Below are 21,562 nucleotides of genomic sequence, written 5' to 3'. Positions count from 1 at the left end.
CGGTACTGAAAAGCCAAAGCGTGACGATGAGTAGCCGGTTCATCCCCGCTCGTGCGGGGATCGGACCGCTGCGCATATTCAAATTGTGGTACAACGCGGTTCATCCCCGCTCGTGCGGGGATCGGCACCGCCGCATCGGAAAGCTGCACAAAATCGGCGGTTCATCCCCGCTCGTGCGGGGATCGGAACGCCCAGCGCCGCCACATCGCTGGCATAGTCGGTTCATCCCCGCTCGTGCGGGGATCGGTGACGGTGACGCCGTGGCAACGATTGAAGTGCCGGTTCATCCCCGCTCGTGCGGGGATCGGCTCATCAGTGGCCCCAGCGGCGTTACCCATCGCGGTTCATCCCCGCTCGTGCGGGGATCGGCACGGGGCCATGCACGCCCGCCTCTGGCCCCACGGTTCATCCCCGCTCGTGCGGGGATCGGGGCCATTAGGGAAGCACATCCCTTCCTTGAGCCGGTTCATCCCCGCTCGTGCGGGGATCGGCGCCAGTGGCCATCCGGGCACAGCTTGCCGTTCGGTTCATCCCCGCTCGTGCGGGGATCGGTGCAGGCCCAGCAGATCATGCGTAAGGACCGGCGGTTCATCCCCGCTCGTGCGGGGATCGGGCGCTGATGGTGCCGTCGCGTGCGTCGGCGTACGGTTCATCCCCGCTCGTGCGGGGATCGGTCGCCCGTGTCATCTACCAGCGTGGTGGCTTCCGGTTCATCCCCGCTCGTGCGGGGATCGGGATGTGCGCTACGATGCCGCCATTAATAGCGACGGTTCATCCCCGCTCGTGCGGGGATCGGCGCTCGCTGCCGATTGGTTGCCAGGTATGCGGCGGTTCATCCCCGCTCGTGCGGGGATCGGGCAGACACCTGCCCAGTCGGGGCGATCTTGCCGCGGTTCATCCCCGCTCGTGCGGGGATCGGATGCGGTGCCAGGTACCTGCCTTGCGGCCATACGGTTCATCCCCGCTCGTGCGGGGATCGGATCGACGCTGGCACGTTTGATTACCAGGTCACCGGTTCATCCCCGCTCGTGCGGGGATCGGGCGACGCCGCCAACGACGGCTGAGCCATTACCCGGTTCATCCCCGCTCGTGCGGGGATCGGGCCTCATCTTCTGAGGCCCGGGTAGTGGCTTCGGGTTCATCCCCGCTCGTGCGGGGATCGGTACCGAGTCGATACGCTGGCCCAAAGCCTCGTCGGTTCATCCCCGCTCGTGCGGGGATCGGCTGGCATGGCTACGTCTGGCTGGGTGGGTTTTCGGTTCATCCCCGCTCGTGCGGGGATCGGCCCCGAGGCCAGCCCGCAGTATCCCCAGTTTCGCGGTTCATCCCCGCTCGTGCGGGGATCGGTCAATTTCAGCACCTTCAACGCCACTATCTGGCGGTTCATCCCCGCTCGTGCGGGGATCGGTTTGCCTCTCCCATTTGAGCTTTAATCAAGCCCGGTTCATCCCCGCTCGTGCGGGGATCGGATGGGCGGCGGTGCTATGGGCGGCATCGGCGGCGGTTCATCCCCGCTCGTGCGGGGATCGGCGTCCAGGCAGGGATCCCGGCCGCGGCCAGGGCGGTTCATCCCCGCTCGTGCGGGGATCGGTCAGCGGGCGTCGCTGCAGCTCTTACCGCCGCCGGTTCATCCCCGCTCGTGCGGGGATCGGGTGCTGCTGTTCAGCGAACTGGCGAAGGACAACGGTTCATCCCCGCTCGTGCGGGGATCGGGCACAGCGCCGCCTACTCGCTGGTGCACCACCGCGGTTCATCCCCGCTCGTGCGGGGATCGGGCACTGGCCAGCACGGCAGGTGTGCTGCTCACCGGTTCATCCCCGCTCGTGCGGGGATCGGATCGCGGTCGAAAACAACGCCTCCATGTCGGGCGGTTCATCCCCGCTCGTGCGGGGATCGGGTGCTGGGTGGCCAAGTACCCGAAAAGACCGCCGGTTCATCCCCGCTCGTGCGGGGATCGGATCGAGATCGGCAAACGCCTGAATGGCAGCGACGGTTCATCCCCGCTCGTGCGGGGATCGGCTCCATTTCTTCGTCTAGCGCCAAGTGGATCTCGGTTCATCCCCGCTCGTGCGGGGATCGGGGCGTCCAGTGCGGGCAGGTCCGGCGTGGCCACGGTTCATCCCCGCTCGTGCGGGGATCGGGATACCGTGGTGTTTGACGCGAACGGCGAGCGCGGTTCATCCCCGCTCGTGCGGGGATCGGGGCATCCAGCGCGGGCAGGTCCGGCGGGGCCACGGTTCATCCCCGCTCGTGCGGGGATCGGGTATTTGTCGCGGAACGCCTCGATGAACTCGGCGGTTCATCCCCGCTCGTGCGGGGATCGGACTTGTTGTAGATACTTGATCTACATGAAGAAAATAGCAGATAAAAATTCCACCAGCTATTTTGCTTACTTTTTAACCACTTCAAATTGTTAAAGAGCAAATAAAATCAGCTAGTTAACTTGGGGCGGTAAAAAACGCACCAAACGCAATCCGTCATGATCAATCGGCTCCCGGCGGTTTTCACCGTAGGTTTGGAATTCAAACCCCGATTCATGGTTGCTTGCCCAGGCCATGGCGACGTTGCCATCTTCGGCCAACGCTTCGACCTGTTCCCAAATCATCTCGCGGATGCGCCTGCTTACATCACCCACATAAACACCGGCTCTAATCTCTAAAAGCCACACTGCTAACCTGCCACGTAGGCGTGGAGGCACGGCTTCTGTAACCACTACAAGCATCGCCATTTATCCACTCCTGTGCCCGGCATCACCGACCGACGGTGGTTCTGGAATTGCAGGTGGCACAGCATCAGGTGCTGGAGGTGGGGGCTGAATCTCGCCTGCGGCCAGCACATCTTCGATCATGGGAATCAAGCGCTGGAGAATGCGAGACTGCTTGAATGCATCGCGGCAAGCGATACGAACTTCTCTTTCCGGCAGAGGCGGATTACGCGCAGCGACTCTAAAAGCTGCGGGCACTACCGTTTCGAACTTCACGATGTCGGCAATATCGTACACAAAGCTCAGCGGCTTACCGGTGTGCAGATACCCAATCGCTGGGGCATAGCCTGCGGCCAAAATAGCGGCTTCGGTAATCCCATATAAACAGGCCGTTGCTGCGGATAGGCATTGGTTAGCGACATCCGATGCATCCCACTGTTTTGGATCGTAACGGCGTCCGTTCCATTTAACGCCGTACTGTTTGGCTAATAGTTGGTAGGTTTTGCGCACCCTTGCGCCTTCCATACCACGCAGTTGCTCGATGCTGCGACGAGAAGGTGGCTCTTCACCAAAACGCAGCTCAAACATCTTGCGTACCACTTTAAGACGCAGCTTTTCATCCAACGCCAGCTGCGCTTGGTAAAGCAATTTGTCTGACCGTGCGCCGCCGGGTTGCCCAGCACTATAAAGGCGTACGCCAGCATCGCCTACCCAAATCAGTAGCGTACCTACCGTGGCCGCTAGCTTAATGGCTGCATGCGAAACCCGGGTGCCCGGCTCCAGCAACAGACAAGCCACTGAGCCAACCGGGATATGCATTCGCTCGCCGTTCACCTCGTCAATGACGACGAAAGCACCGTCACGCACGTCTATCTGCCCCATCCCGATAAAGATCATCGACATACGGTCTTTTTCGGGAATGGGCTTTAGTGGAATAAAGCCCATGTTGCCTCCTAAGGTCGGCGCAGTAGTAGCAAACCTCCACCGAATGCCTTGGCCCGCCCAATACCGTGAGCCATGGTTTCGATCAGCTTTCCTGGATGGGTCACTTCCAGCAGACCTTCGTAATCCACCGTGGAGAATTGAACTGGCTTGCCGCTACCTTTGTTCAATACATGTTGACGGTAGGCACCTAGTTCTGGCGTCACCGGTAGGCGAAAGCCCCACGTTTCAGCACGGCTTTCGAGCCACTCACGGGCCTTACTATTCATCGCCTCAACGCAAGCTTGGCTAGTACGCTGCCCCGGCGCGAATGGCTTTTTGGCGACCATTAACACATCGGCACGTTGGCCACGTTGCCCCGGCACATGCACTGCCATCGTGGGGTTAGCACGCAGGCGGAATGCCAACATATCTCCCGCTTTTAGCTCAGGTGCATAAGATTTACTCTCTGCAGTAAGCAAGCCTGCCACTGATACAGGTTCACGGTCTGAAAGAACATAAAAGAGCGGCAACCCTTTTATGGCTTTACCCTCTTCGGCTTCTTCTATTTCCTGCCTGAAAAGAAACGGGCGGGGGCCTTCATGCTCGGGAAATAGCTGCCACAAAAGCTGATGCGCGGTGTAGGCTTCTGCATTCATCACATCAAATAGCTTGTCACGAGACAGCCCGTTCAGGTCGACACGTACGCGTGAGAGATACATTAGCGTGCCTCCTCTGCTGCTACTGAGCGGCGAAACTCTAACCGAGGGCCAAACTGCCAACGGCGGCGATTTAGCGGCAAATCCCATACATCGTTGTACTCTGCCACTTGGCTGCCATCTAAACCGCTCGCCTCGCCCTCCCATGCGTATAACGCTTCATCAGGAAATCGCAGTGCCTTCCTGTCTTCTTGGCAGTTAACCGCCAGTTTAGGAAACACCACATCCAGGGCTTCCTTAAGCGTGGCACACTGCCGCAATTGAGGTGCAAGTGGCGCAGAGGGCGGGCAGGATTTGCGCCCTAAATAAAGCGGGTAATGGGGTGTTTTTAGCGCTTGCTCCAGTTCAGAAAGCGTCAAAGTTGCTTCTGGCGTTAGCCAGACGGCTACTGTCCATAGACCGTCGCAGCGATAATCCCGGCTAGAGAGGATTGTTTTCAACGCATCGCGCAGCCCGCCTAGTTCTTCTTTGCGGGTTTGGTAGCTCACTTTTGACTGTGCGGCAGGCATCTGAACCGTGTGGTAGTCGCGCATTAACATACCGGAGGTGTACTGTTTTACGCCCATGGCAATACTGTCACGCAGCTCCATTTGGCCTGCATCGTCATCACGACGAATACCTAGAGCGGCCCCCAGCAGTCCCAAAATAGCCCCTTTGCCCGGATAAGTCGCCGTAGGGCGCGTTTCACCAACGGCGGCCTCGCCCCAACTGGCAAGCGGCGCATAGAGCCGAAAAATAAGATAGTCGGTCATGCCGCCTCCTTACTGATCGGCTTTTAAGAAAGCGATCAGCTCTGTAAGGCTGCCTTTTTGAACATTGCCTTTTAGCTGCGGTTCTTCATAGCCGATCTCGGCGCTGGTAACAAAGCGACTGTCAGCACCTGCGTCATAAGCGCTATCAAACGCGTTAGCCTGCTCTTCAATACGCTTAATAGCATCGAGTGCTTGATCTTGCCCCGCGACCGGACGCAAATAAGCAGTGGAGAGTGAACGCGGTTGCTGGTTGCCTTTTTCAGCCAGCACGTAGCTCGCATGGGCGCGGGAACCGAAGCTGTTTTGCTTGCCTTTGGGTGACGTTTTAGCCGCAGCTTCCACCAATGCAGCAATCGCCTGATCGGCTAGCTCACTGTTGCCCTGCAAGTTCTCAACCAACTGCTGCCGGTCAATGCAGATATAGAGATAGAACAGCCCAGCACCAAAACCCGATTCGCCAATATGCGCCGCACCCCGGTCTTGATCGCCGGTGTTTAAGTCATCAACAGCGGTAAAGTAATCATCTTCCACTTCGGCAGCATGCACAGTGATCGCATGGGCCACTTGGCAGGCGGCATCAACGTTATATTCAGGCACCGCTGCTAACATACGGCCAAACAGAGCGACATCGGCGGCGGCAGGTTTGTGACGCAATAGCTTTAATTCATCATCATTTGGCTCACGCTTCTCTGCCGCCAGCGTTTCAACCAATGCGCTGATCGCTTGGCGCTCCTCCAAGCCAACGTGCACTAGCTGCTCAATCTCAAACTCTTTAGCTTCGCCTTTTTCTACTTTACGCAGCTTGCCAAACACACCGGCTATTTTTTCTGCGCAAGCCCCCGCCATTTTTTCATCCAGCCCGTTTTCTCTCAGTTCTTTATAGGCTTCAGAGCCTAGACGCTTGGTGCGTGTACCCACATGCCCCGCCAGTGCTTCTTCAAAGAGAGCAGAGGTACGCCAGGTACGCTTGAGGCTTTGCGACGAAACACGTAGGCGCTTGGCACCACCCATCAAGGCAGTTTTGGGACGGCCTAAATCATCGCGGTTGAGGTTGGCGGGCGGATAAGAAGTCAGCAGGTGCAGTTGAATAAAGTGGCTCATGAATAACTCCATTCGTGATGTCTATGTGAAGCTAGGAGGGTTGATCGTCAGTCGTAAAAATCAGTCGCTGCCATGGCTATAGCGAGATGTTGCAGCGAAATAGTCATTTGCCAGTACAAACCCAAGACGGTGAGTGGGCTTGGCAGATAAACGCCCACGATGCTCACGCCACCAGAGCGCGATAACACTCGCCAGCAGCACGACACTGATATCTTTCTTGTCTGCAAGCGCCAGCGCCCGGCGTAAGCGCTGAATGAACTCTTCCGGCGTACGGCAGGAAAGAAGTTGCTGAAAACGCAGCTCACTCATCAGCGGTTTTTTGGTTTGCTCTTTTTGCTGGCCAAGGCGCAAGGCTAACGATGCGCCCTTCTTTTCTTCGCGCAACTCCGCAGCTATTAACGCAATGCATGCCCACACTTGTAGCTTTTCATCGCGATAATCCGTTTGTTTCGTCGCTTCTGGCAGCATCGCCCATAGCTCACGAAAACCTTGGGTTAACATGGCGGCCTCGGCAGTATCACAACGTCGCAGTACTGCTCTCACACCACGGGGCAGTGGTGGCTGAGGGGTAAATGCTTTCAAGGCCTGTGGGGTTAACGTCAACCGCTGCCACCAGCGGCGCAGGGCGACAGCTTCATCCAACTTCAAAGCGACGAGCGCTTTTTTCTCCGCCTCGGACAAAATATCTTCTTTCTCGACTGCTTCTGGCGTCTCCACATCATTCATCAGGCGTCTCCTGTCGTTGCTGCAGCAGAGGCCGCATTACGCTTGGCCTTCGCGGAGGGGTCAAAATCACCCTGTTGGATAAAGTCACTCACCACTTTGCTACCTTTGCTCTTGCCACCAAGAAAGCTTTGCAACTGCCTATGAGCAGCAGTGGCACGTTCAAGATCCATGCTTTCCTGAGCACCGCTGAGTGCCAAGTCTTCGAATACACGCATGCCTTCGCGCTTAAGGGTGAAGTACCAGCGCTCAGCGATGTCAGGAGGGATATGCGGTGGCGGCGCGTCTTGTTGCAGCACCTGCTGCAGGGCTAACAACGCTTTAAAAAATTCAGGCTCAGTGGCATCGTAAAACTGGTTATCAATGGCGCTTATATCGCCCTTGGCATCCGATGGCCGTGAGAACCAGGCGTTTTTAACCTGGGTACGTACCATCCAGGCGATATTGCGCGACAGCTCGGTCAGTTGGTGAACCCAGGCACGCAGCTTTTCCTGCTGGCCTTGTGGTATTTCCACCAAAGGCATTTCGACGCTATACCAGCCCCGCGGCTTCATGTTGTCCATGTCGTAGCCGAACACCCATAAACGTGCCTCTCTCAGCAGCGCCTGAATGTCTTCTCCACGACTTCGCTCTTGTGTCACTAGCTTTTGTTTGTTGAGGTAACTTTTCAGCACTGCAGCCGCGATTGCGCCGCTGCTTTCTTCATCGTTAAGCACAAAGCCTGACCAGTGCCGATAGCCAAGCCCACCCGGCTGACCTTTGCTGGAAAGCGGCAGTTCATTAGGCTTTTTTGGATCACGTCGGTAGGGGGTTAGCGGGTGTAACCAAGGGCCGTCGTAGTTGGCTCCCTGTTTCTTGGCGCGTAATTCGCGCACCACACGATTGGTTTTTCGGCCACAAATATCACACGGGCACTCATCGGCTTCTTCAAATAGCAGCCGAAAGCGGCGCGGCATTGACCAGTAAGCGTGCAGGGGGTGGGTATCTTCAGGCAGCACCTCGGTGCCTTTTTTATCGCTTACCCGCGTATTGGTCATCCAGAAAAATAGCGAAGGTTCTTTTGGATGCGGCGCTGTCCACTGCTGGCCTTTTTGGGTGGCCTCTTTCTGTGTGATGACGTTTAGCCACAGACGCTCCCACAGGCTGGCATCTGATGCCTCAGGCATCACTAACGTTGTCAGTGGGCCACCACCACGCAAGCCCACACGGATACCAGCACCGCCCGCAGGGGCGTTAATCTGCATGGTATACAGTGCTATGGCCGCGCAGGCGTCACACATCACCTCAACACGGCCGCGCTTGACGAAAAAGTCGGTATTATTTTTGATGCCGTTAGCGCCAGGGGCATCGATCAATAAACCACTGACGGTCGCGTTTTTAACATCGTCCAGCGGATCAAGGTCCTGCATAAATCGGGGGCCATCGCCGTCCAGTTCATAAGCGCTACTGAAAGGCGCGAAGGCTTTATCCAACGCGGTTACACTGGGTGGCTCCATTAACACATCAAGCCAGTCATCATGGGTTTTAGGCGGCAGCGCCGTTTGTAGCAGGCCGATCAGAAACTGGTAGGCCGCTCCCTGAAAGTCTGCTCGCGGCAGGGCGAGGTTGATTACATCAGGATCAGCTAGCGCAGAAGGGGGGAGATACTCTACCTCCCCATTTCTCAATAGAAAGGGTAGCCAGGAGTCTTCAAGTAAATTCATGTACACCTCGATAGTGTCGTCTGGTGTCGGCGCTTCGTTTACACTGAAAAATATTAGGATTATTCATAAGGCGGAGAGGGGCAGGACAATGGCGATTCATTACGAGCAGGATGCCTATGCCTGGGCGCTTGAACAGGCCGGGCTCCTTCGCGCTGGAAAAGTGGACAAGCTGGATCTTGAGCATCTTGCCGAGGAGATTGAGAGCATGGGGAAAAGCGAGCGACGCGCCTTGATTAGCCAACTGGCCCGCTTGCTGATGCACCTGCTGAAATGGGATCACCAACCCGAGCGGCGTTCGCGTAGCTGGCGGTTGACGATTCAGGATGCTCAAACCAAGGTGAATCGCCTGCTGAAAGATAACCCTAGCCTCAAGGCATCGCTGCCTGAACTGATGAGCGAAGCTTACGACGATGCTCGCCGTGCCGCTGCGATTGAGACTGACCGAGAGCCGCAGGAATTTCCGGAGCAGTGTCTGTACAGCTTCGAAGAAGCCATGAGTTTTCAACCTAGCGAACATTGATTGCCTCATGGCGCTGGCTCCTTACTGCCTAGCCTAACTCCCCACTGGGTGTCGTAGTCACAATTAGGATCATCGCTAGGCAGCCAGGGCTGGACATACTTCAGCGCTTTATGGCGCTCTTGCAGGGTAAGCCATTGGCTTTCGTAGCGACACGGTAGGGATGCGAGCTTTGACGCCTGGCTTTGGCGTAACTTTACCTGGCTGAGCATATCGGCATGGCGGCGCTCTCCCGCCCACAGCGACAGCTCGTTATCGTCGGTGAGTAACAGCAACAAAACATTGATCGTAGGCTCATCCATCAGCCTTGTGCCTATCTCTTGCTCTTCCTGCCACTGATCGCTTTTTATATAGCCCTCTTCCAGGTTGAGCGCATTGAAATTCGCCATAGAGCCTGCCGTTCTCTGCATTCCTTTTTGCTCGTAGCGCGCTCCCTGCAGAGCATCAGGAATATCGTCAGGTACTGAGCCATATACACCTTCAATAAGATCTCTTGCCTCTTCGGGCATACGTATCGCTTCCAGGTGACGTAATACTCCTTGGGTTAACCAGCTTAACGAGGTATCGCGGTAAACCGCCTGGGTACCTGGCAGCGTGCGCTTGAGCCAATGCTCATCGGGATCATCCGCCCAAGGAGGTGCTAGCACCAGCAGGCGCGGCTGGCAGCGCTCACCACGCTGGTGGCGTTGTAACCGCCCTGCTCGTTGGATCAATAGATCGATGGGGGCAATGTCGCTGATCATCACATCCACATCGCAGTCGAGAGACTCCTGAAATACCTGGGTACTGATCAACACTTGACCCTGACGTATTTCAGGCGTTGAGTCTTTGCCTAAGCGCTCGATGACCTGGGACTCAATGCGCTGCCTATCCACCATGGCAAAGCGGCTGTGGAACAGCAGACAGCGTTCAGGATCAGGGTGCAGGGCAGCGATGGCTTCGAATGCACGAATAGCGTCATCTACCGTATTGCGCACCCAGGCGATGCACTCACCGGCCTCTACTGCTGCCAGCACCGCCTCTATCGCCTGTTCTTCTTCGGTTAGCCAAGCGACTTCAACACTCCTGGACACCTCTTTGCGCGAGCCCAGCGGCAGCTCTAACGGTTGCCCTTCGCTCACATGGGTCAGTAACGGAAAGTCCTCTTTTTGTGGTTTCGTTGGTGACAGCCCAAGCCCTGTTTGCCAAGCAGCCATCAAGGCACTGCGCATGGCACGCGGAAGCGTGGCGGTCAGCAGAATTGCGCTACCGCCCTGTCGAGCGTGATAGCTCAGCAGTTGGCTCAGCAGGGTCTGCATGTAATTGTCGTAGGCGTGAACCTCATCAATGACGAGCACCTTTCGCGCTAGCCCGTATAAACGCAGCGATTGGTGGCGAAACGGCAAAATGGCCATCAATGCTTGGTCGATGGTGCCGACACCGACCTCTGCAAGTAGCGCTTTTTTACGCGAATCCGCTAGCCATTGATTGCAGCGACTAGTGGCCGACAGCTCGCTAGCGGTGTAATCCAAATCGGTAGGCTGAGGTGCGGAAACGGCGGCGATAAAATCGTCGTTTAACTCTCGCGCGCCGTGAGCAAGAACAAAAGAGGGGGTAGATTCAGCGGTGTAAAAGCGGCGGTGCAAATTGCCCAGCCGCGAATACATGGCGTTCGAGGTGGCCATGGTGGGCAGTGCAAAATAAAGCCCATCGCCGTGGCCTGCCGCCAATAGACGTTGCGTCAGAATACAGGCGGCCTCGGTTTTGCCTGACCCGGTGACATCTTCCAGGATAAACAACTGCGGCACATCCGTTAGTGCCACTGTCTCGGCGGCATGCTGCAAAGGCGTTGGCGTGAAGGATTGTTTGCCAAACCAGTCGGTCATGCTCGCGTAAGGTAATGGTTCGGAAACCTTGTTAAACCCTGTTTCTTCCAATGCTTTCTCAGCATTGTGTAACGCAATTTGCCAATAATCGGCGAGAGGTAGCTGCTCTTGAAGGTAGGGGAAGTGATCCTGGTTCGAACCCAACCAGTCGCTTAAGGTTGCCCAGCCTGCGATTGACCAGCTTAGCGTCTGCAGGGCATAAACCCACTCTTCTGAAAACAGCTGCTCGATTGGCCACTCTGGCGGAACGACGTTGGCCCAATCGGCAATAAACTGCCGCGTTGCCTCTACATCATCAGCGTGTTCATCACGACAAAAAAACCTTTCTATGCCGATATTGCCTGCGCTTACTGGCTGGCCGTGATGACCAAAAAAGGGGGGTGAGAGAACAGAAAAAGCTGCGCGAAGCGCTTTGCGCTCAGCGCGCGTCAAGCTTGTTGTCCACTTCAACGTGCCATCTTCCAACCAGTCCAGATATTTTGTCCCCCAAATCACGTCGCCTAACCGGTCATGGCGCTCGGTATAAACGTATTGCGCAACACGAGGGACTAGTTTCACGTTCGAGGTCGGTTGGAAAAGTCCTTGAAAAGCGCGTGAGAACTTACCGATATCGTGCAAACCTAACCAAAAAACCAATAGGTTGCGCAGCGGCTCAGGTTCCAGGCTTAGCTGTGCTGCCAAGCGCCGTGTTAGCGGCCTATCCGGCGAAAGCAATAGCCAACCCACCGCAGCCACATCCAGGCTGTGATACGGCAATAAATGGCACTCGACACTTTTCCCCTTGGCGTGTGCCTTTCCCCAGTAGTGGTAGTAAGTCACTGCTGCCTCCTTGCCTGATTAGACACACCCTATCTAAGCACTCTTCGCCCTGAAACACCATTGATCCTCATCACGCTTTGCCTACCCACTTTCCACGCTCATGGCATCTTTCCGCCGTGCTACGCTTAGCACTATCGTTTCGGTGACTCAGGTGTTTGGCCATGCAATTACGGCAACGTGTACAGAAGATGTTAGCGGCGGGGGCGTTGCTAATGCTGACACTGCCCGCCCAGGCGCAAACTGGGGATGAATGGGCCACGTACGACCGCGTGTTCGAGAACGGGGCGCGTCAGGCGCAGTGGTGGGAGGCGGGCTGGAGCGGCATTTACGCGGCCAGCCTGGTGGTCGATGCCTACCAGTCCAGCGAGGCCAGTAGCCGCGATGACCGTTTCGATGCACGCATTGGCGTGGTGAAGTCGGCGCTGGCGCTGGCGGGGACGCTCACCGATCGCCAGCCACATCGGGCGGCGCTGGCAGAGTATGAGCGGCTGAAGGCCCAGGGCGAGTTGAGCGGGGTGCAGGCGTTGGGCCTGCAGTTGGCCCAGGCAGAACGCGAACGCCGTGGCTGGGAAGCGCGGGTCAGCTCCCTGGTGGTGAACAGCGTGGCCGGCGCGGTGATTGCGGCCGATGGCCGGGAGCGGGATGGCGCGGTCAATTTTGCCACCGGCATGCTGATCAATGAATTACAGATCTGGACCCAGCCTAATCAGGCGTCCCGCGCGATCAATCACTTCCAACCGGCCCGTGTGTCGCTGGGCCCGGTCACGCTGGAAGGCGAATATGCCCTGCTGGTTACCCCTCAACAGCTGAGCGCGACCTGGCGGTTCTGAAGGTAGGCCAGACTGCTTTTCGTGCTCGGCTTGCCGGGCACTTTTTATAGGTACGCTTGTCGTTGTCAGGGCCGCATGAGCGCGTAAAATATGCGGCTCTTTTTTTGTTTCTCTATTCGTTATGTTATAACTTATTTATTCGTGAGTGAGGTTGCTCGATGAGTGAGCACATGCATCGCCATAACAAGGAAGGTCCTTGTCATTTTTCGCTGATGTCGTTGTCGGCCACCAAACGGCTGGGGTTGGTTGCCCTTCCCCTGCTGGCGTTGTGGGGGCTGGTGGCGTGGGCAGGCGGGTGGCCGCTATGAGTGAGCGTTCCTCTTCGCGCCTGCAACTGCACGACCTGCACCTGGCACAGGGTGGTCGCACCGTGCTGGAGCATGTGGACGGCGACATCAAGCGCGGCGCGATCACCGCGCTGATTGGTGCCAACGGTGCAGGTAAAAGCACCCTGATTCAGGCCATCATGGGCGAACTCCGGCCCATCAGCGGCAAAGTGGTGTGCACGGTAGACAAGGCGCGTCGTGCCTGGTTGCCGCAGCAGTTGGCTCTGGATCTGACCTTCCCCATGAGCGTGGAAGAGCTGGTGATGACCGGCAGTTGGCCAAGCCATGGAGCCATGAAAGGTTACTGCGCGGCGCACTACCGCAAGGGTCGCGAGATCATGGCGCGGCTGGGCATCTCCCATTTGGCACATCGGCCACTGGGCGAGCTGTCCGGCGGCCAGCGCCAGCGGGCACTGATTGGCCGCACGCTGATGCAGGAAGCCGAGCTGCTGCTACTGGATGAGCCGTTCGCCAACGTAGACAGCGACACGGTGGATATCTTGATCCGTATCCTGCGCCAGATGGCCGATGAAGGCGTGACGATCATCATCGTGCTGCACGACATGGACCACTTGCGCCGCCTGGCCGATGAGGTGCTGATGCTGAGCGGCGGCCATGGCCGTTGGGTGGCACCGAGTGCCTTGCACACGCATCACGCCCCCGCCCAGGTGGTGCCCTTCTCGTTGGGAGGTCGTCATGCTGGCACTGCTTGACGCGTGGTTTATCGCGCCGTTCGACTACGGCTTCATGCGCCGCGCCGTGGTGGGTGGGCTGGCACTTTCCTTGGCCGCGCCGCCGCTGGGCGTATTTCTGGTGCTGCGCGGCATGAGCCTGATTGGCGATGCCATGGCCCATGCCATTTTGCCGGGGGTGGCGCTGGGCTTCTTGCTGGCGGGGTTTTCGCTGCCGGTGATGAGTGTGGGCGGCGTGCTGTTCGGGCTCTTGGTGGCGCTACTGGCCGGGGCCGTTTCCAAAATGGGCGGCCAGCGGGAAGACGCAGCCATGGCGAGCTTTTTCATCATTTCGTTGGCGGCGGGCGTCATGTTGATTTCCATGGGCGGCAGCAGCGTGGATTTAACCCACGTGCTGTTTGGCTCCATTCTGGCCATCAACTCGACCGCCCTGCTGCTGATTGCCGGTATCAGCACGCTCATCGTGGTCACGCTGGCGGTCATTTTCCGTTCGCTGGTGGTGGAGTGCCTGGACCCGCTGTTCTTGCGCGGCCAAAGCCACCGCAGTGGCTGGGTGCATAGCGTGTTTCTGGGCCTGCTGGTGCTGAACCTGACGGCGGGCTTCCAAACCCTGGGCACGCTGATGGCCGTGGGGCTGATGATGCTGCCCGCCACGGCGGCCCGGTTCTGGAGCAAGCGGCTGGAAGGTTTGATCGGCATCGCGGTGGTGCTGGCCATGGTGTCGAGCACTGGCGGGCTGCTGCTGTCGTTCCATTTTGATACCCCTTCGGGGCCAAGCATTATCCTGCTCGCAGGGGTGGCTTACTTGTTGTCAGCGCTGTTTGGCCGCTATCACAGCTTAGCGGCCAAGCTGCGACGCAAGACCACGCCACTCGCCCTGGAGCAGACATCCTGATCATTCACTAAAGGAGTTTGTCATGTCCCTTTCCCATACGTCCCGCTGGCTGGTAGGCGTTTCGGCCATGCTGGCCCTACCTGCCGCCATCGCCAATGAGCGTGTGCAGGTGGTCACCAGCTTCTCGATTCTGGCCGATATGGTCGAGAACGTGGGCGGCGAGCATGTCGAGGTCACTTCCCTGGTCGGCCCTGACGGCGATGCACACGTCTACTCGCCGCGCCCAGGTGATGCCCGTGCGCTGGCCGAGGCCGATCTGGTGGTCTTCAACGGCCTGCTGTTCGAAGGCTGGATGGAGCGACTGATCGACTCCAGCGACTATCAAGGCCCGGTGGTCACCACGACGGATGGCATCAACGCCCTGGCCTACGCGGGCCATGACGATCATGGGCATGACGATCATGGGCATGACGATCGCGACCATGGACACGATCACGGGCATGATCATGGGCATAGCCACGATCATGGACACAGCCACGATCACGGGCACGACGATCATGAACATGGTCATGGCCATGATGACCATGAGCACGGCGACGATGATCCCCATGCCTGGCAGGACATGACCCAGGCGCGGGTCTACGTCGAGAACATCCGCGACGGCTTGATGGAAGTCGATGCGGACAACGCCGAGCAGTATCAGGCCAATGCTGATCGCTACCTGGCTGACATGGCGGAGCTGGATGCCGAGATTCGTGCGCTGATCAGTGAGATCCCGGCTTCCGCCAGCGTCATCACCGGCCATGACTCCTTCGGTTACTTCTCCCGTGCCTATGGGGTCAACTTCCTGTCTCCGGCAGGGCTCTCTACCGAAGCAGACCCCAGCGGCGCCAGCATGGCAGCGCTAGTGGACGTGATCGAGCAGGAGAACGTTCAGGCGCTGTTCCACGAGAACATGACCAACCAATCCATTATCGTGCAACTGGCCGAAGAAACCGGCCTGCCCATTGCTGGCACGCTTTACGCGGATGCGCTGGCCAGTGAGGGCGATGCCAGCACTTACCTGGGCATGATGCGCCACAACGCCACGGTACTCCACGCCGCCTTGGCCGAACCAGGCCACGATGATCATGGTCATGGCGACCACGACCACGACCACGACCACGACCACGACCACGACCACGGTGATCATGGTCATCGTCACTGATCATTGAGGTCAACGGCTGCTTACCGCTCGCCCTCACGCAGGTTGATCGTGGTGAGCAGCCACTGCCTGAAAGACGCCATGGCATGGGTTTCTGCCCGCGCTTGCAGGCGTGTCAGCCAGTACCCCCCTAGACTGACAGTGGTGTCGAAAGGCTGCACCAGCGCACCACTGCTCAGCTGCCGAGAAAACATCAACGGTGGCGCCAATGCCACGCCCACCCCTTGAAGCGCGGCTTCCACCATGGCAATGGAAGAGTCGAAGACGATGCTCTGGGTCGTGGGAAGGCTACGAGGCAATCCGGCGGCCAACAACCACTCGGCCCACTCATCGGCACGATACGAACGCAGCCAGGTTTCATGCAACACATCGGCTGGCGTGTCGAGCCGTACAGCAATATCCGGAGCACACAGCACCGAAAGCGATGCAGGCAGTAGTGGCTGAGCCGCCGTGCCATGCCAGGCGCCTGTGCCAAAGCGAATCGCAAAATCGAGACCTTCAGCGGCTAAATCGGCACGATTGTTGTGGGTGGAGAGCCGTAAATCGACGAACGGATACGCGTCATGAAAGTCGGCCAGCCGTGGCAGCAGCCAACCCACGGCAAACGTACCCACCACACCCACGTTCAAGACCTCACGATGACGGCTTTCGCCTAACCGCTCCAACGTGTGCGACATCTGATCGAACGCATTCTTCAGCACAGGCAACAGCAGCTCGCCTTCCTGAGTCAGCATTAGCCCTCGGGGCAAACGTGTGAATAGGGGCACCTTCAATAGCCCTTCCAGGCGCTTGACCTGATGGCTCACGGCTGCCTGTGTCACGTGCAGCTCTTCTGCTGCACGCGTGAAGCTCAAGTGTCTGGCCGATGCCTCAAAGGCCCGCAGAGCCTTTAACGGCAAATAGGAACGCACCGCGCCACCCCCAAATTTTTCTAATAGCTCATGCAAAATCTTGCCATTTGTGGAGACCTATCGCGCTCTTTATTTTAGTCACCCGTGGCTTTTGTATCGACCAAAGCTGCCTTCCACCGACATGACCTTATCGCAACAGGAGTTTTGCATGCGCACGCCGTTTTCAGCACGCCATTGTCTTCTCATGGCCTCCTCCTTACTTTTCAGCGGGGCAGCCTGGGCGCTTGAAGAGCCTCAAGACGCCGATCTTCAAGCGTTGCTGAACAGCACGATCACCCCGTTGATGGAACAGTATCGTATCCCCGGCATGGCTGTCGCGCTAAGCATTCAGGGACAGCGGTATTACTTTAATTATGGGCTTGCAAACCTGGAGACGGAGGAGCCGGTCACGGATGAGACGCTTTTCGAACTAGGCTCCATCAGCAAGGTTTTCACGGCGGCCTTGGCAGGCTACGCGCAGTCTAGCGGTGCCCTTTCCCTCTCTGACCCCGCCAGCGGCTACTGGCCAGCCCTTGAAGGCAGTGCCTTCGATGAGATCACCTTGCTGGAACTGGGCACCTACACGGCAGGCGAGCTTCCGCTGCAGTTTCCGGACTCGGTGCCATCAGAAGAGCAAATGATCGATTACTACCGCCAATGGCAACCCGAATCTGCTCCAGGGGCACAACGTCTGTATTCCAATCCGAGCATCGGTTTGCTGGGCCATCTCACCGCGCAACGTTTGGGCAGACCTTTCGAGACGCTGATGGAAGAAACGCTGTTCATACCGCTCGGGCTCGAACACACTCATTTTCAAGTGCCCGACGCGCAACGGGCACATTATGCCTACGGCTACTCGAAGGAGGATGAGCCCATTCGGGTGAACCCAGGCGTGCTGGATGCCCAGGCCTACGGGCTGAAAGCCAATGCCGCCGACGTGCTGACCTTTCTGGAGGCGAACATGCGAGACCCGGCCAATGCCAGCGGCACGACGGAACGGCTGGATGACGCCTTGGCAACGACACGCACAGGCTACTTCGACGTTGGCCCCATGACCCAGGGCCTGGGCTGGGAGCACTATCACTACCCGGTGACCCTGGAGACACTGCTGGAAGGCAATTCGCTCGAGATGATTTTGGCGCCCAACCCGGCACATCGCCTCACGCCACCGCAAGCCCCTCGGCAAGCGGCCTACTACAACAAGACGGGCTCAACCAATGGCTTCGGCGGCTATGTGGTCTTCGTGCCCAGCGAGCAGATCGCCATGGTGATGCTGGCAAACCGCAACTACCCCAATCAGGCGCGTATCGAGACGGCTCACCATATTCTCAGTGCGCTGACCGACACCCCGTAATGAAAAACCGCCGCTTTCGAGCGGCGGTTTGTTTGCAAATGACGAGGTCAAGCATGAGGGAAGATTGCGTTTTGCAGCGCTGATAAAGGAGACTAGCCCCTCTCCCTGCTCATCTCACTCATTGCAAAGAGCCAAGCCCATGCGCCTGAACGCCGATTTTAGCCACTTTGCCTGTATGACGCCGGAGCAGTATCACTGGGTCGCGTCGCCCAGTGCAGGCGTGGAACGTATGATGCTGGACCGGATTGGCGAGGAAGTCGCCCGCGCCACCAGCCTGGTACGTTACGCGCCGCACAGCCAGTTCAGCCACCATACCCATGGCGGCGGTGAAGAGATTCTGGTGCTGGAGGGCGTGTTTGCCGACGAACATGGCCGCTACCCTGCGGGCAGCTACCTGCGCAATCCCATTGGCACTGGCCATACGCCCCATATTGGCGAAGAAGGTGCGCTGATTCTGGTGAAACTGCATCAGTTCGATGACAACGACCTGCTGCAGCTGGCCATTCCTGCCCACCGCCTGCCCTGGCAGCCCGACCGGCGGCCAGGCATCGGCTACAAAATGCTGCACACCTACGCACAGGAGAAGGTCAGTCTGGAACGCTGGGAGCACGATGTGGCCATCGATTACCCTGCGCTACCGGGCGGGCTGGAACTGCTGGTACTGGAAGGCTCGCTCTACGAGGCGGGCAACGAATACCCGCAGGGCAGCTGGTGCCGCTTCCCACCTGGGGCTACTCCATCGCTGCGCGCCGGTGAACATGGCGTCATGATGTACATGAAGCGCGGGCACCTGACGGATGCGGTGTGCCAGGCTAACGCGCCAGCCCAATGAACGGCAGCAGGGTCAGCAGTGCGATCAGGATGACAGCGACCATCACCAGCGCGATCTGAATCGGCTGTTCCCGTAACCGCTTCCCCCAGGTCGGTGCTTCGTTGCGGGCCACCGCCTCCTGGTGGGCCTTTCGCGCGCTGGCCTGGCGTTCGACCTGGTACTGCGCCAGCAGCGCCTCGGCGTCATCTCGCTGGGCCGGGTTGCGCAGCCAGATGGCATCGACCCCCAGGCGGAAAAACCCCGCCTGGGTCTCATACACGTCGAAGCCGTGTTCATCCAGCAGTTGGCGCACTTCCATGGCCTCTTCATCGGTCACGTGGCGCAACCGGAACAGCAAATGTGCCATGTTAGCCGCCCAATGCCGCCATGCGATCCGCCTGAATCACTTCGATCCAGTAGCCGTCCGCGTCCTTGACGAAAATGACGTCTTTCATCTTGCCTTGGTCGGCACGCTTCACGAAGGTGACATCGTGCTCGTCGAACCAGGCCTGGGCGGCCTCCAGGTCCGGCACGCTGAAGCAGATGTGGCCAAACCCCTGGGGCTCGGCATTGCCGTCGTGGTAGGCAAAGTCCTGCTGGGTCTCGGTGCCCCAGTTGTGGGTCAGCTCCAGCAGGCCCTTCTGGCTGAAGGTCCAGGCGGTGCGAGCGTTCTGGTCCTCCGGCACCTTGTCGTCGGCTTCCACGTTGGCCAGAAAATAGAGCGAGAACTGCATCTCTTCGAAATCCAGCCGCCGCAGCACCTGCATGCCAAATACGCGGGAATAGAACGCCAGCGCGCGCTCCGGGTCCTTGACCCGCAGCATGGTGTGATTCAACCGAAACCCTTGGGTCTGGGGAGCCGCGGGGGCAACACCGGGATGCTGTTCACCTGAAAACGACATGACTCTCTCCTGTTGCTGCGTGATGTCTCTGCATGGTGGTAACCAGGCAGGCACTTTGGTACGTAAATACTTTGACGAACCCCGTACCATGTACAAGGCTTTAGGCTGCTGCTAACGCGAACCCCATCGAATCCGCCGCCGAACCCTTGGCTTATGTATGAGGGCGGCGCTGCGATAATTCTAGCCCCTGCCTGAGGAGGCCGCATGTCACGTGATCTCAATGTACTGGGTGAGCCGCTCACCCCCTGCTGTCACTCACCCAAGACGGGGTTTTACCGTGATGGCTTTTGTCGAGTCGGTACCGACGATGTGGGCATTCATTCGGTATGTGCCATGGTCACCGAGGAGTTTCTGGCGTTTTCACGCGCGCAGGGCAATGACCTGGTCACCCCGCGCCCCGAGTACGGCTTCCCTGGCCTACAGCCCGGCGACCGCTGGTGTCTGTGTGCCCACCGCTGGGCAGAGGCTGAAGAGGTGGGCCTGGCCCCACCGGTGATTTTGTCAGGCACCAATGCACGCACGCTGGACATCATTCCGCTGATCAAACTGCAGCAACACGCTCTGGATGCAGTGCACTAGGCCTGCCAGCGCACGGGGCGCTCCCCCCGGCATCGGTCGCAGTGGATTTTCTATGCAACTCTTCTACACTACTATCTCTATAGCTGTACATTCAGCGTATCGTTAGCCTGGGAGTGTGTCATGACCGACATTGAAATGACGCTAGATGATCGCCTGACGTTGAAGCAGTTGGCCAACGCGCTACAGAACGGCTTTTCCCCCATCGTGGAGGTCGTCTCGATGGATGGCATCTACAAGGTTCGCTTTCATCATGCTCATGGCGTCTCGGACCTGAGCAACGCCCAGGGAGAAGTCAGTACGTTTCTGGGCACCGGAGAGATTCGCGATGCGCTGGGGCAGCTGGGGCTGACCCACGGCGTGCTGACCTTCTCTGACCAGTGCGGCGACGAAATGATCGGCGTCGCGGGCAGCGCCATGACGCCCGATGAAATGCTGACCTACGGCACGCGCATCGCGTTTCGCTGATCTTTCCGCGCCATTGGCTTTACACATCCCGCCTGGCCGAGGATAGTACGCCTACGACAGGGGCGCCGCGATGCGGCTGAGAAGCACCCTTTGAACCTGAACCGGATAGCACCGGCGTAGGGAGTCGTGGTGCTTTCATTCACCACCTCCCTGCCGGGAGGAAGCCATGACCCTACCCAGCCCACGCGAGACGCTGCTCGCGCTGCGTGACCAGACCCCGCTGGTACACTGCATCACCAACTACGTTGCCATGAACAGTACCGCCAACCTGCTGCTGGCAGCCGGGGCCTCCCCCGCCATGCTGCATGCCCAGGAAGAAGTGGCGGAATTTACCGCCATTGCGGGAGCGCTCTCGATCAACATCGGTACGCTCTCTGCCCCTTGGGCCGAGGCCATGCAGCTGGCCGCCCACTCTGCCCAGGCCCACGCGGTGCCCTGGGTGCTGGACCCGGTCGCCGTAGGTGCCACGCGGCTGCGCCAGCAAACCTGCCTGTCCCTGCTGGCTTACCAGCCCAGCGTGATTCGTGCCAATGCCTCGGAAATCATGGCGCTGAGCGGCCTTGCCCACCAGGGCCGGGGCGTGGATGCCACGGTCAGCACCGACGATGCCACCCAGGCGGCCATCACCCTGGCGCGTCGGTATCAGTGTGTCGTCGCCATGACCGGGGCCACCGATATCGTCACCGATGGCCAGTCGCTGTATCGTTTGACTGGCGGCCACCCGCTGATGCCACGGATAACCACCCTGGGCTGCGGGCTCAGCGCGCTGGTCGCCGGTTTCGTGGCGGCCAACCGTCACGCCCCGCTGGCCGCCACGCTTGGCGCCCTGACCTACTTCAATCTGGCAGGC

Annotated in this window: 22 protein-coding genes, 1 CRISPR repeat array and 1 riboswitch (1 of these 24 cut by a window edge); of the genes, 11 read left to right on the top strand and 11 right to left on the bottom strand. The window is 58.6% G+C overall.

What is annotated here, in order from left to right; genetic code table 11:
- A CRISPR array of direct repeats spans window positions 1-2,324; the repeat unit is 29 nt; unit sequence CGGTTCATCCCCGCTCGTGCGGGGATCGG; it reaches 4,604 nt to the left of the window's first position.
- 110 nt (window positions 2,325-2,434) lie between these two features.
- Genes cas2e through casA form a run of 7 tightly spaced genes read right to left on the bottom strand, consistent with a single transcriptional unit; the run spans window position 2,435 to window position 8,623 of the window.
- Entirely contained in the window at window positions 2,435-2,728 is a 294-nt protein-coding gene (gene cas2e, locus HSS18214_RS0113560; protein WP_016915820.1) for a type I-E CRISPR-associated endoribonuclease Cas2e, read from the bottom strand.
- Complete coding sequence (cas1e, locus tag HSS18214_RS0113555) at window positions 2,729-3,649, bottom strand: type I-E CRISPR-associated endonuclease Cas1e (protein ID WP_016915819.1); 921 nt, start codon at window positions 3,647-3,649, stop codon at window positions 2,729-2,731.
- A gap of 8 nt (window positions 3,650-3,657) precedes the next feature.
- On the bottom strand, window positions 3,658-4,347 hold the full coding sequence (gene cas6e / locus HSS18214_RS0113550; RefSeq protein WP_016915818.1) for a type I-E CRISPR-associated protein Cas6/Cse3/CasE: 690 nt from the start codon (window positions 4,345-4,347) through the stop codon (window positions 3,658-3,660).
- Complete coding sequence (gene cas5e / locus HSS18214_RS0113545; RefSeq protein ID WP_016915817.1) at window positions 4,347-5,096, bottom strand: type I-E CRISPR-associated protein Cas5/CasD; 750 nt, start codon at window positions 5,094-5,096, stop codon at window positions 4,347-4,349. The genes cas6e and cas5e overlap by 1 nt, the downstream gene beginning before the upstream one ends.
- A 9-nt stretch (window positions 5,097-5,105) precedes the next feature.
- Window positions 5,106-6,197 carry a type I-E CRISPR-associated protein Cas7/Cse4/CasC gene (gene cas7e, locus HSS18214_RS0113540; protein WP_016915816.1) on the bottom strand — a complete coding sequence of 364 codons (1,092 nt, stop codon included), beginning with the start codon at window positions 6,195-6,197 and terminating at the stop codon, window positions 5,106-5,108.
- Between the two features lie 60 nt (window positions 6,198-6,257).
- Window positions 6,258-6,923: a type I-E CRISPR-associated protein Cse2/CasB gene (gene casB, locus HSS18214_RS0113535; protein WP_016915815.1), complete on the bottom strand. Its 666-nt coding sequence runs from the start codon at window positions 6,921-6,923 to the stop codon at window positions 6,258-6,260.
- The gene (casA, locus tag HSS18214_RS0113530) at window positions 6,923-8,623 is read right to left on the bottom strand and encodes a type I-E CRISPR-associated protein Cse1/CasA (protein ID WP_016915814.1); all 1,701 of its coding nucleotides are present in this window, start codon (window positions 8,621-8,623) and stop codon (window positions 6,923-6,925) included. The genes casB and casA overlap by 1 nt, the downstream gene beginning before the upstream one ends.
- Between casA and HSS18214_RS0113525 the strand changes: the two genes are divergently transcribed.
- The gene (locus HSS18214_RS0113525; protein ID WP_229800760.1) at window positions 8,622-9,143 is read left to right on the top strand and encodes a DUF29 domain-containing protein; all 522 of its coding nucleotides are present in this window, start codon (window positions 8,622-8,624) and stop codon (window positions 9,141-9,143) included. The two genes, casA and HSS18214_RS0113525, sit on opposite strands and share 2 nt — an antisense overlap.
- 5 nt (window positions 9,144-9,148) lie before the next feature.
- On the opposite strand, the gene HSS18214_RS0113520 is transcribed toward HSS18214_RS0113525, so the two are convergent.
- Complete coding sequence (locus HSS18214_RS0113520; protein WP_016915812.1) at window positions 9,149-11,824, bottom strand: CRISPR-associated helicase/endonuclease Cas3; 2,676 nt, start codon at window positions 11,822-11,824, stop codon at window positions 9,149-9,151.
- Between the two features lie 212 nt (window positions 11,825-12,036).
- Between HSS18214_RS0113520 and HSS18214_RS0113515 the strand changes: the two genes are divergently transcribed.
- The 5 genes from HSS18214_RS0113515 to HSS18214_RS0113495 all read left to right on the top strand — a co-directional run bounded on the left by HSS18214_RS0113515 (window position 12,037) and on the right by HSS18214_RS0113495 (window position 15,714).
- Window positions 12,037-12,654 (top strand): hypothetical protein, encoded by a 618-nt coding sequence (locus tag HSS18214_RS0113515; RefSeq protein WP_016915811.1) that lies wholly within the window; start codon window positions 12,037-12,039, stop codon window positions 12,652-12,654.
- Between the two features lie 158 nt (window positions 12,655-12,812).
- Window positions 12,813-12,962: a hypothetical protein gene (locus HSS18214_RS19265; RefSeq protein WP_167385702.1), complete on the top strand. Its 150-nt coding sequence runs from the start codon at window positions 12,813-12,815 to the stop codon at window positions 12,960-12,962.
- Window positions 12,959-13,693: a metal ABC transporter ATP-binding protein gene (locus tag HSS18214_RS0113505; protein WP_016915809.1), complete on the top strand. Its 735-nt coding sequence runs from the start codon at window positions 12,959-12,961 to the stop codon at window positions 13,691-13,693. Before HSS18214_RS19265 ends, HSS18214_RS0113505 begins: the two co-directional genes overlap by 4 nt.
- The gene (locus tag HSS18214_RS0113500; protein ID WP_016915808.1) at window positions 13,677-14,567 is read left to right on the top strand and encodes a metal ABC transporter permease; all 891 of its coding nucleotides are present in this window, start codon (window positions 13,677-13,679) and stop codon (window positions 14,565-14,567) included. The genes HSS18214_RS0113505 and HSS18214_RS0113500 overlap by 17 nt, the downstream gene beginning before the upstream one ends.
- Window positions 14,568-14,589: 22 nt before the next feature.
- Entirely contained in the window at window positions 14,590-15,714 is a 1,125-nt protein-coding gene (locus HSS18214_RS0113495) for a metal ABC transporter solute-binding protein, Zn/Mn family (RefSeq protein ID WP_016915807.1), read from the top strand.
- Window positions 15,715-15,734: 20 nt separating this feature from the next.
- Here HSS18214_RS0113495 and HSS18214_RS0113490 read toward each other — a convergent pair whose 3' ends face one another.
- A complete protein-coding gene (locus tag HSS18214_RS0113490; protein ID WP_040461200.1) occupies window positions 15,735-16,622 on the bottom strand; it encodes a LysR family transcriptional regulator in 888 nt (295 codons plus the stop codon).
- Between the two features lie 148 nt (window positions 16,623-16,770).
- Between HSS18214_RS0113490 and ampC the strand changes: the two genes are divergently transcribed.
- Together ampC and HSS18214_RS0113480 are read left to right on the top strand one after the other, a co-directional pair.
- Entirely contained in the window at window positions 16,771-17,955 is a 1,185-nt protein-coding gene (gene ampC / locus HSS18214_RS0113485) for a class C beta-lactamase (protein ID WP_016915805.1), read from the top strand.
- Between the two features lie 139 nt (window positions 17,956-18,094).
- Window positions 18,095-18,787 carry a cupin domain-containing protein gene (locus tag HSS18214_RS0113480; protein ID WP_016915804.1) on the top strand — a complete coding sequence of 231 codons (693 nt, stop codon included), beginning with the start codon at window positions 18,095-18,097 and terminating at the stop codon, window positions 18,785-18,787.
- Here HSS18214_RS0113480 and HSS18214_RS0113475 read toward each other — a convergent pair.
- Window positions 18,768-19,133: a DUF6164 family protein gene (locus tag HSS18214_RS0113475; protein WP_016915803.1), complete on the bottom strand. Its 366-nt coding sequence runs from the start codon at window positions 19,131-19,133 to the stop codon at window positions 18,768-18,770. The genes HSS18214_RS0113480 and HSS18214_RS0113475 overlap by 20 nt on opposite strands.
- Window position 19,134: 1 nt before the next feature.
- Window positions 19,135-19,668, bottom strand: a complete 534-nt coding sequence (gene gloA / locus HSS18214_RS0113470; protein WP_016915802.1) for a lactoylglutathione lyase — start codon at window positions 19,666-19,668, stop codon at window positions 19,135-19,137.
- 204 nt (window positions 19,669-19,872) lie between these two features.
- On the opposite strand from gloA, the gene HSS18214_RS0113465 reads away from it, so the two are divergent.
- The 3 genes from HSS18214_RS0113465 to thiM all read left to right on the top strand — a co-directional run.
- Complete coding sequence (locus HSS18214_RS0113465) at window positions 19,873-20,247, top strand: DUF2237 family protein (RefSeq protein WP_016915801.1); 375 nt, start codon at window positions 19,873-19,875, stop codon at window positions 20,245-20,247.
- A 120-nt stretch (window positions 20,248-20,367) separates the two neighbouring features.
- Complete coding sequence (locus tag HSS18214_RS0113460; RefSeq protein ID WP_016915800.1) at window positions 20,368-20,712, top strand: hypothetical protein; 345 nt, start codon at window positions 20,368-20,370, stop codon at window positions 20,710-20,712.
- 48 nt (window positions 20,713-20,760) lie between these two features.
- Window positions 20,761-20,852, top strand: a riboswitch (TPP riboswitch).
- Window positions 20,853-20,878: 26 nt separating this feature from the next.
- A partial coding sequence (thiM, locus tag HSS18214_RS0113455; RefSeq protein ID WP_016915799.1) for a hydroxyethylthiazole kinase occupies window positions 20,879-21,562 on the top strand: 684 nt, incomplete at its 3' end.

This window comes from Vreelandella stevensii S18214, from assembly GCF_000275725.1.
In the GTDB taxonomy this organism is placed as follows: Bacteria; Pseudomonadota; Gammaproteobacteria; order Pseudomonadales; family Halomonadaceae; genus Vreelandella; species Vreelandella stevensii.
Note: the sequence above shows the minus strand (reverse complement) of the source record. Positions and strands in the feature narration are given on the sequence as shown.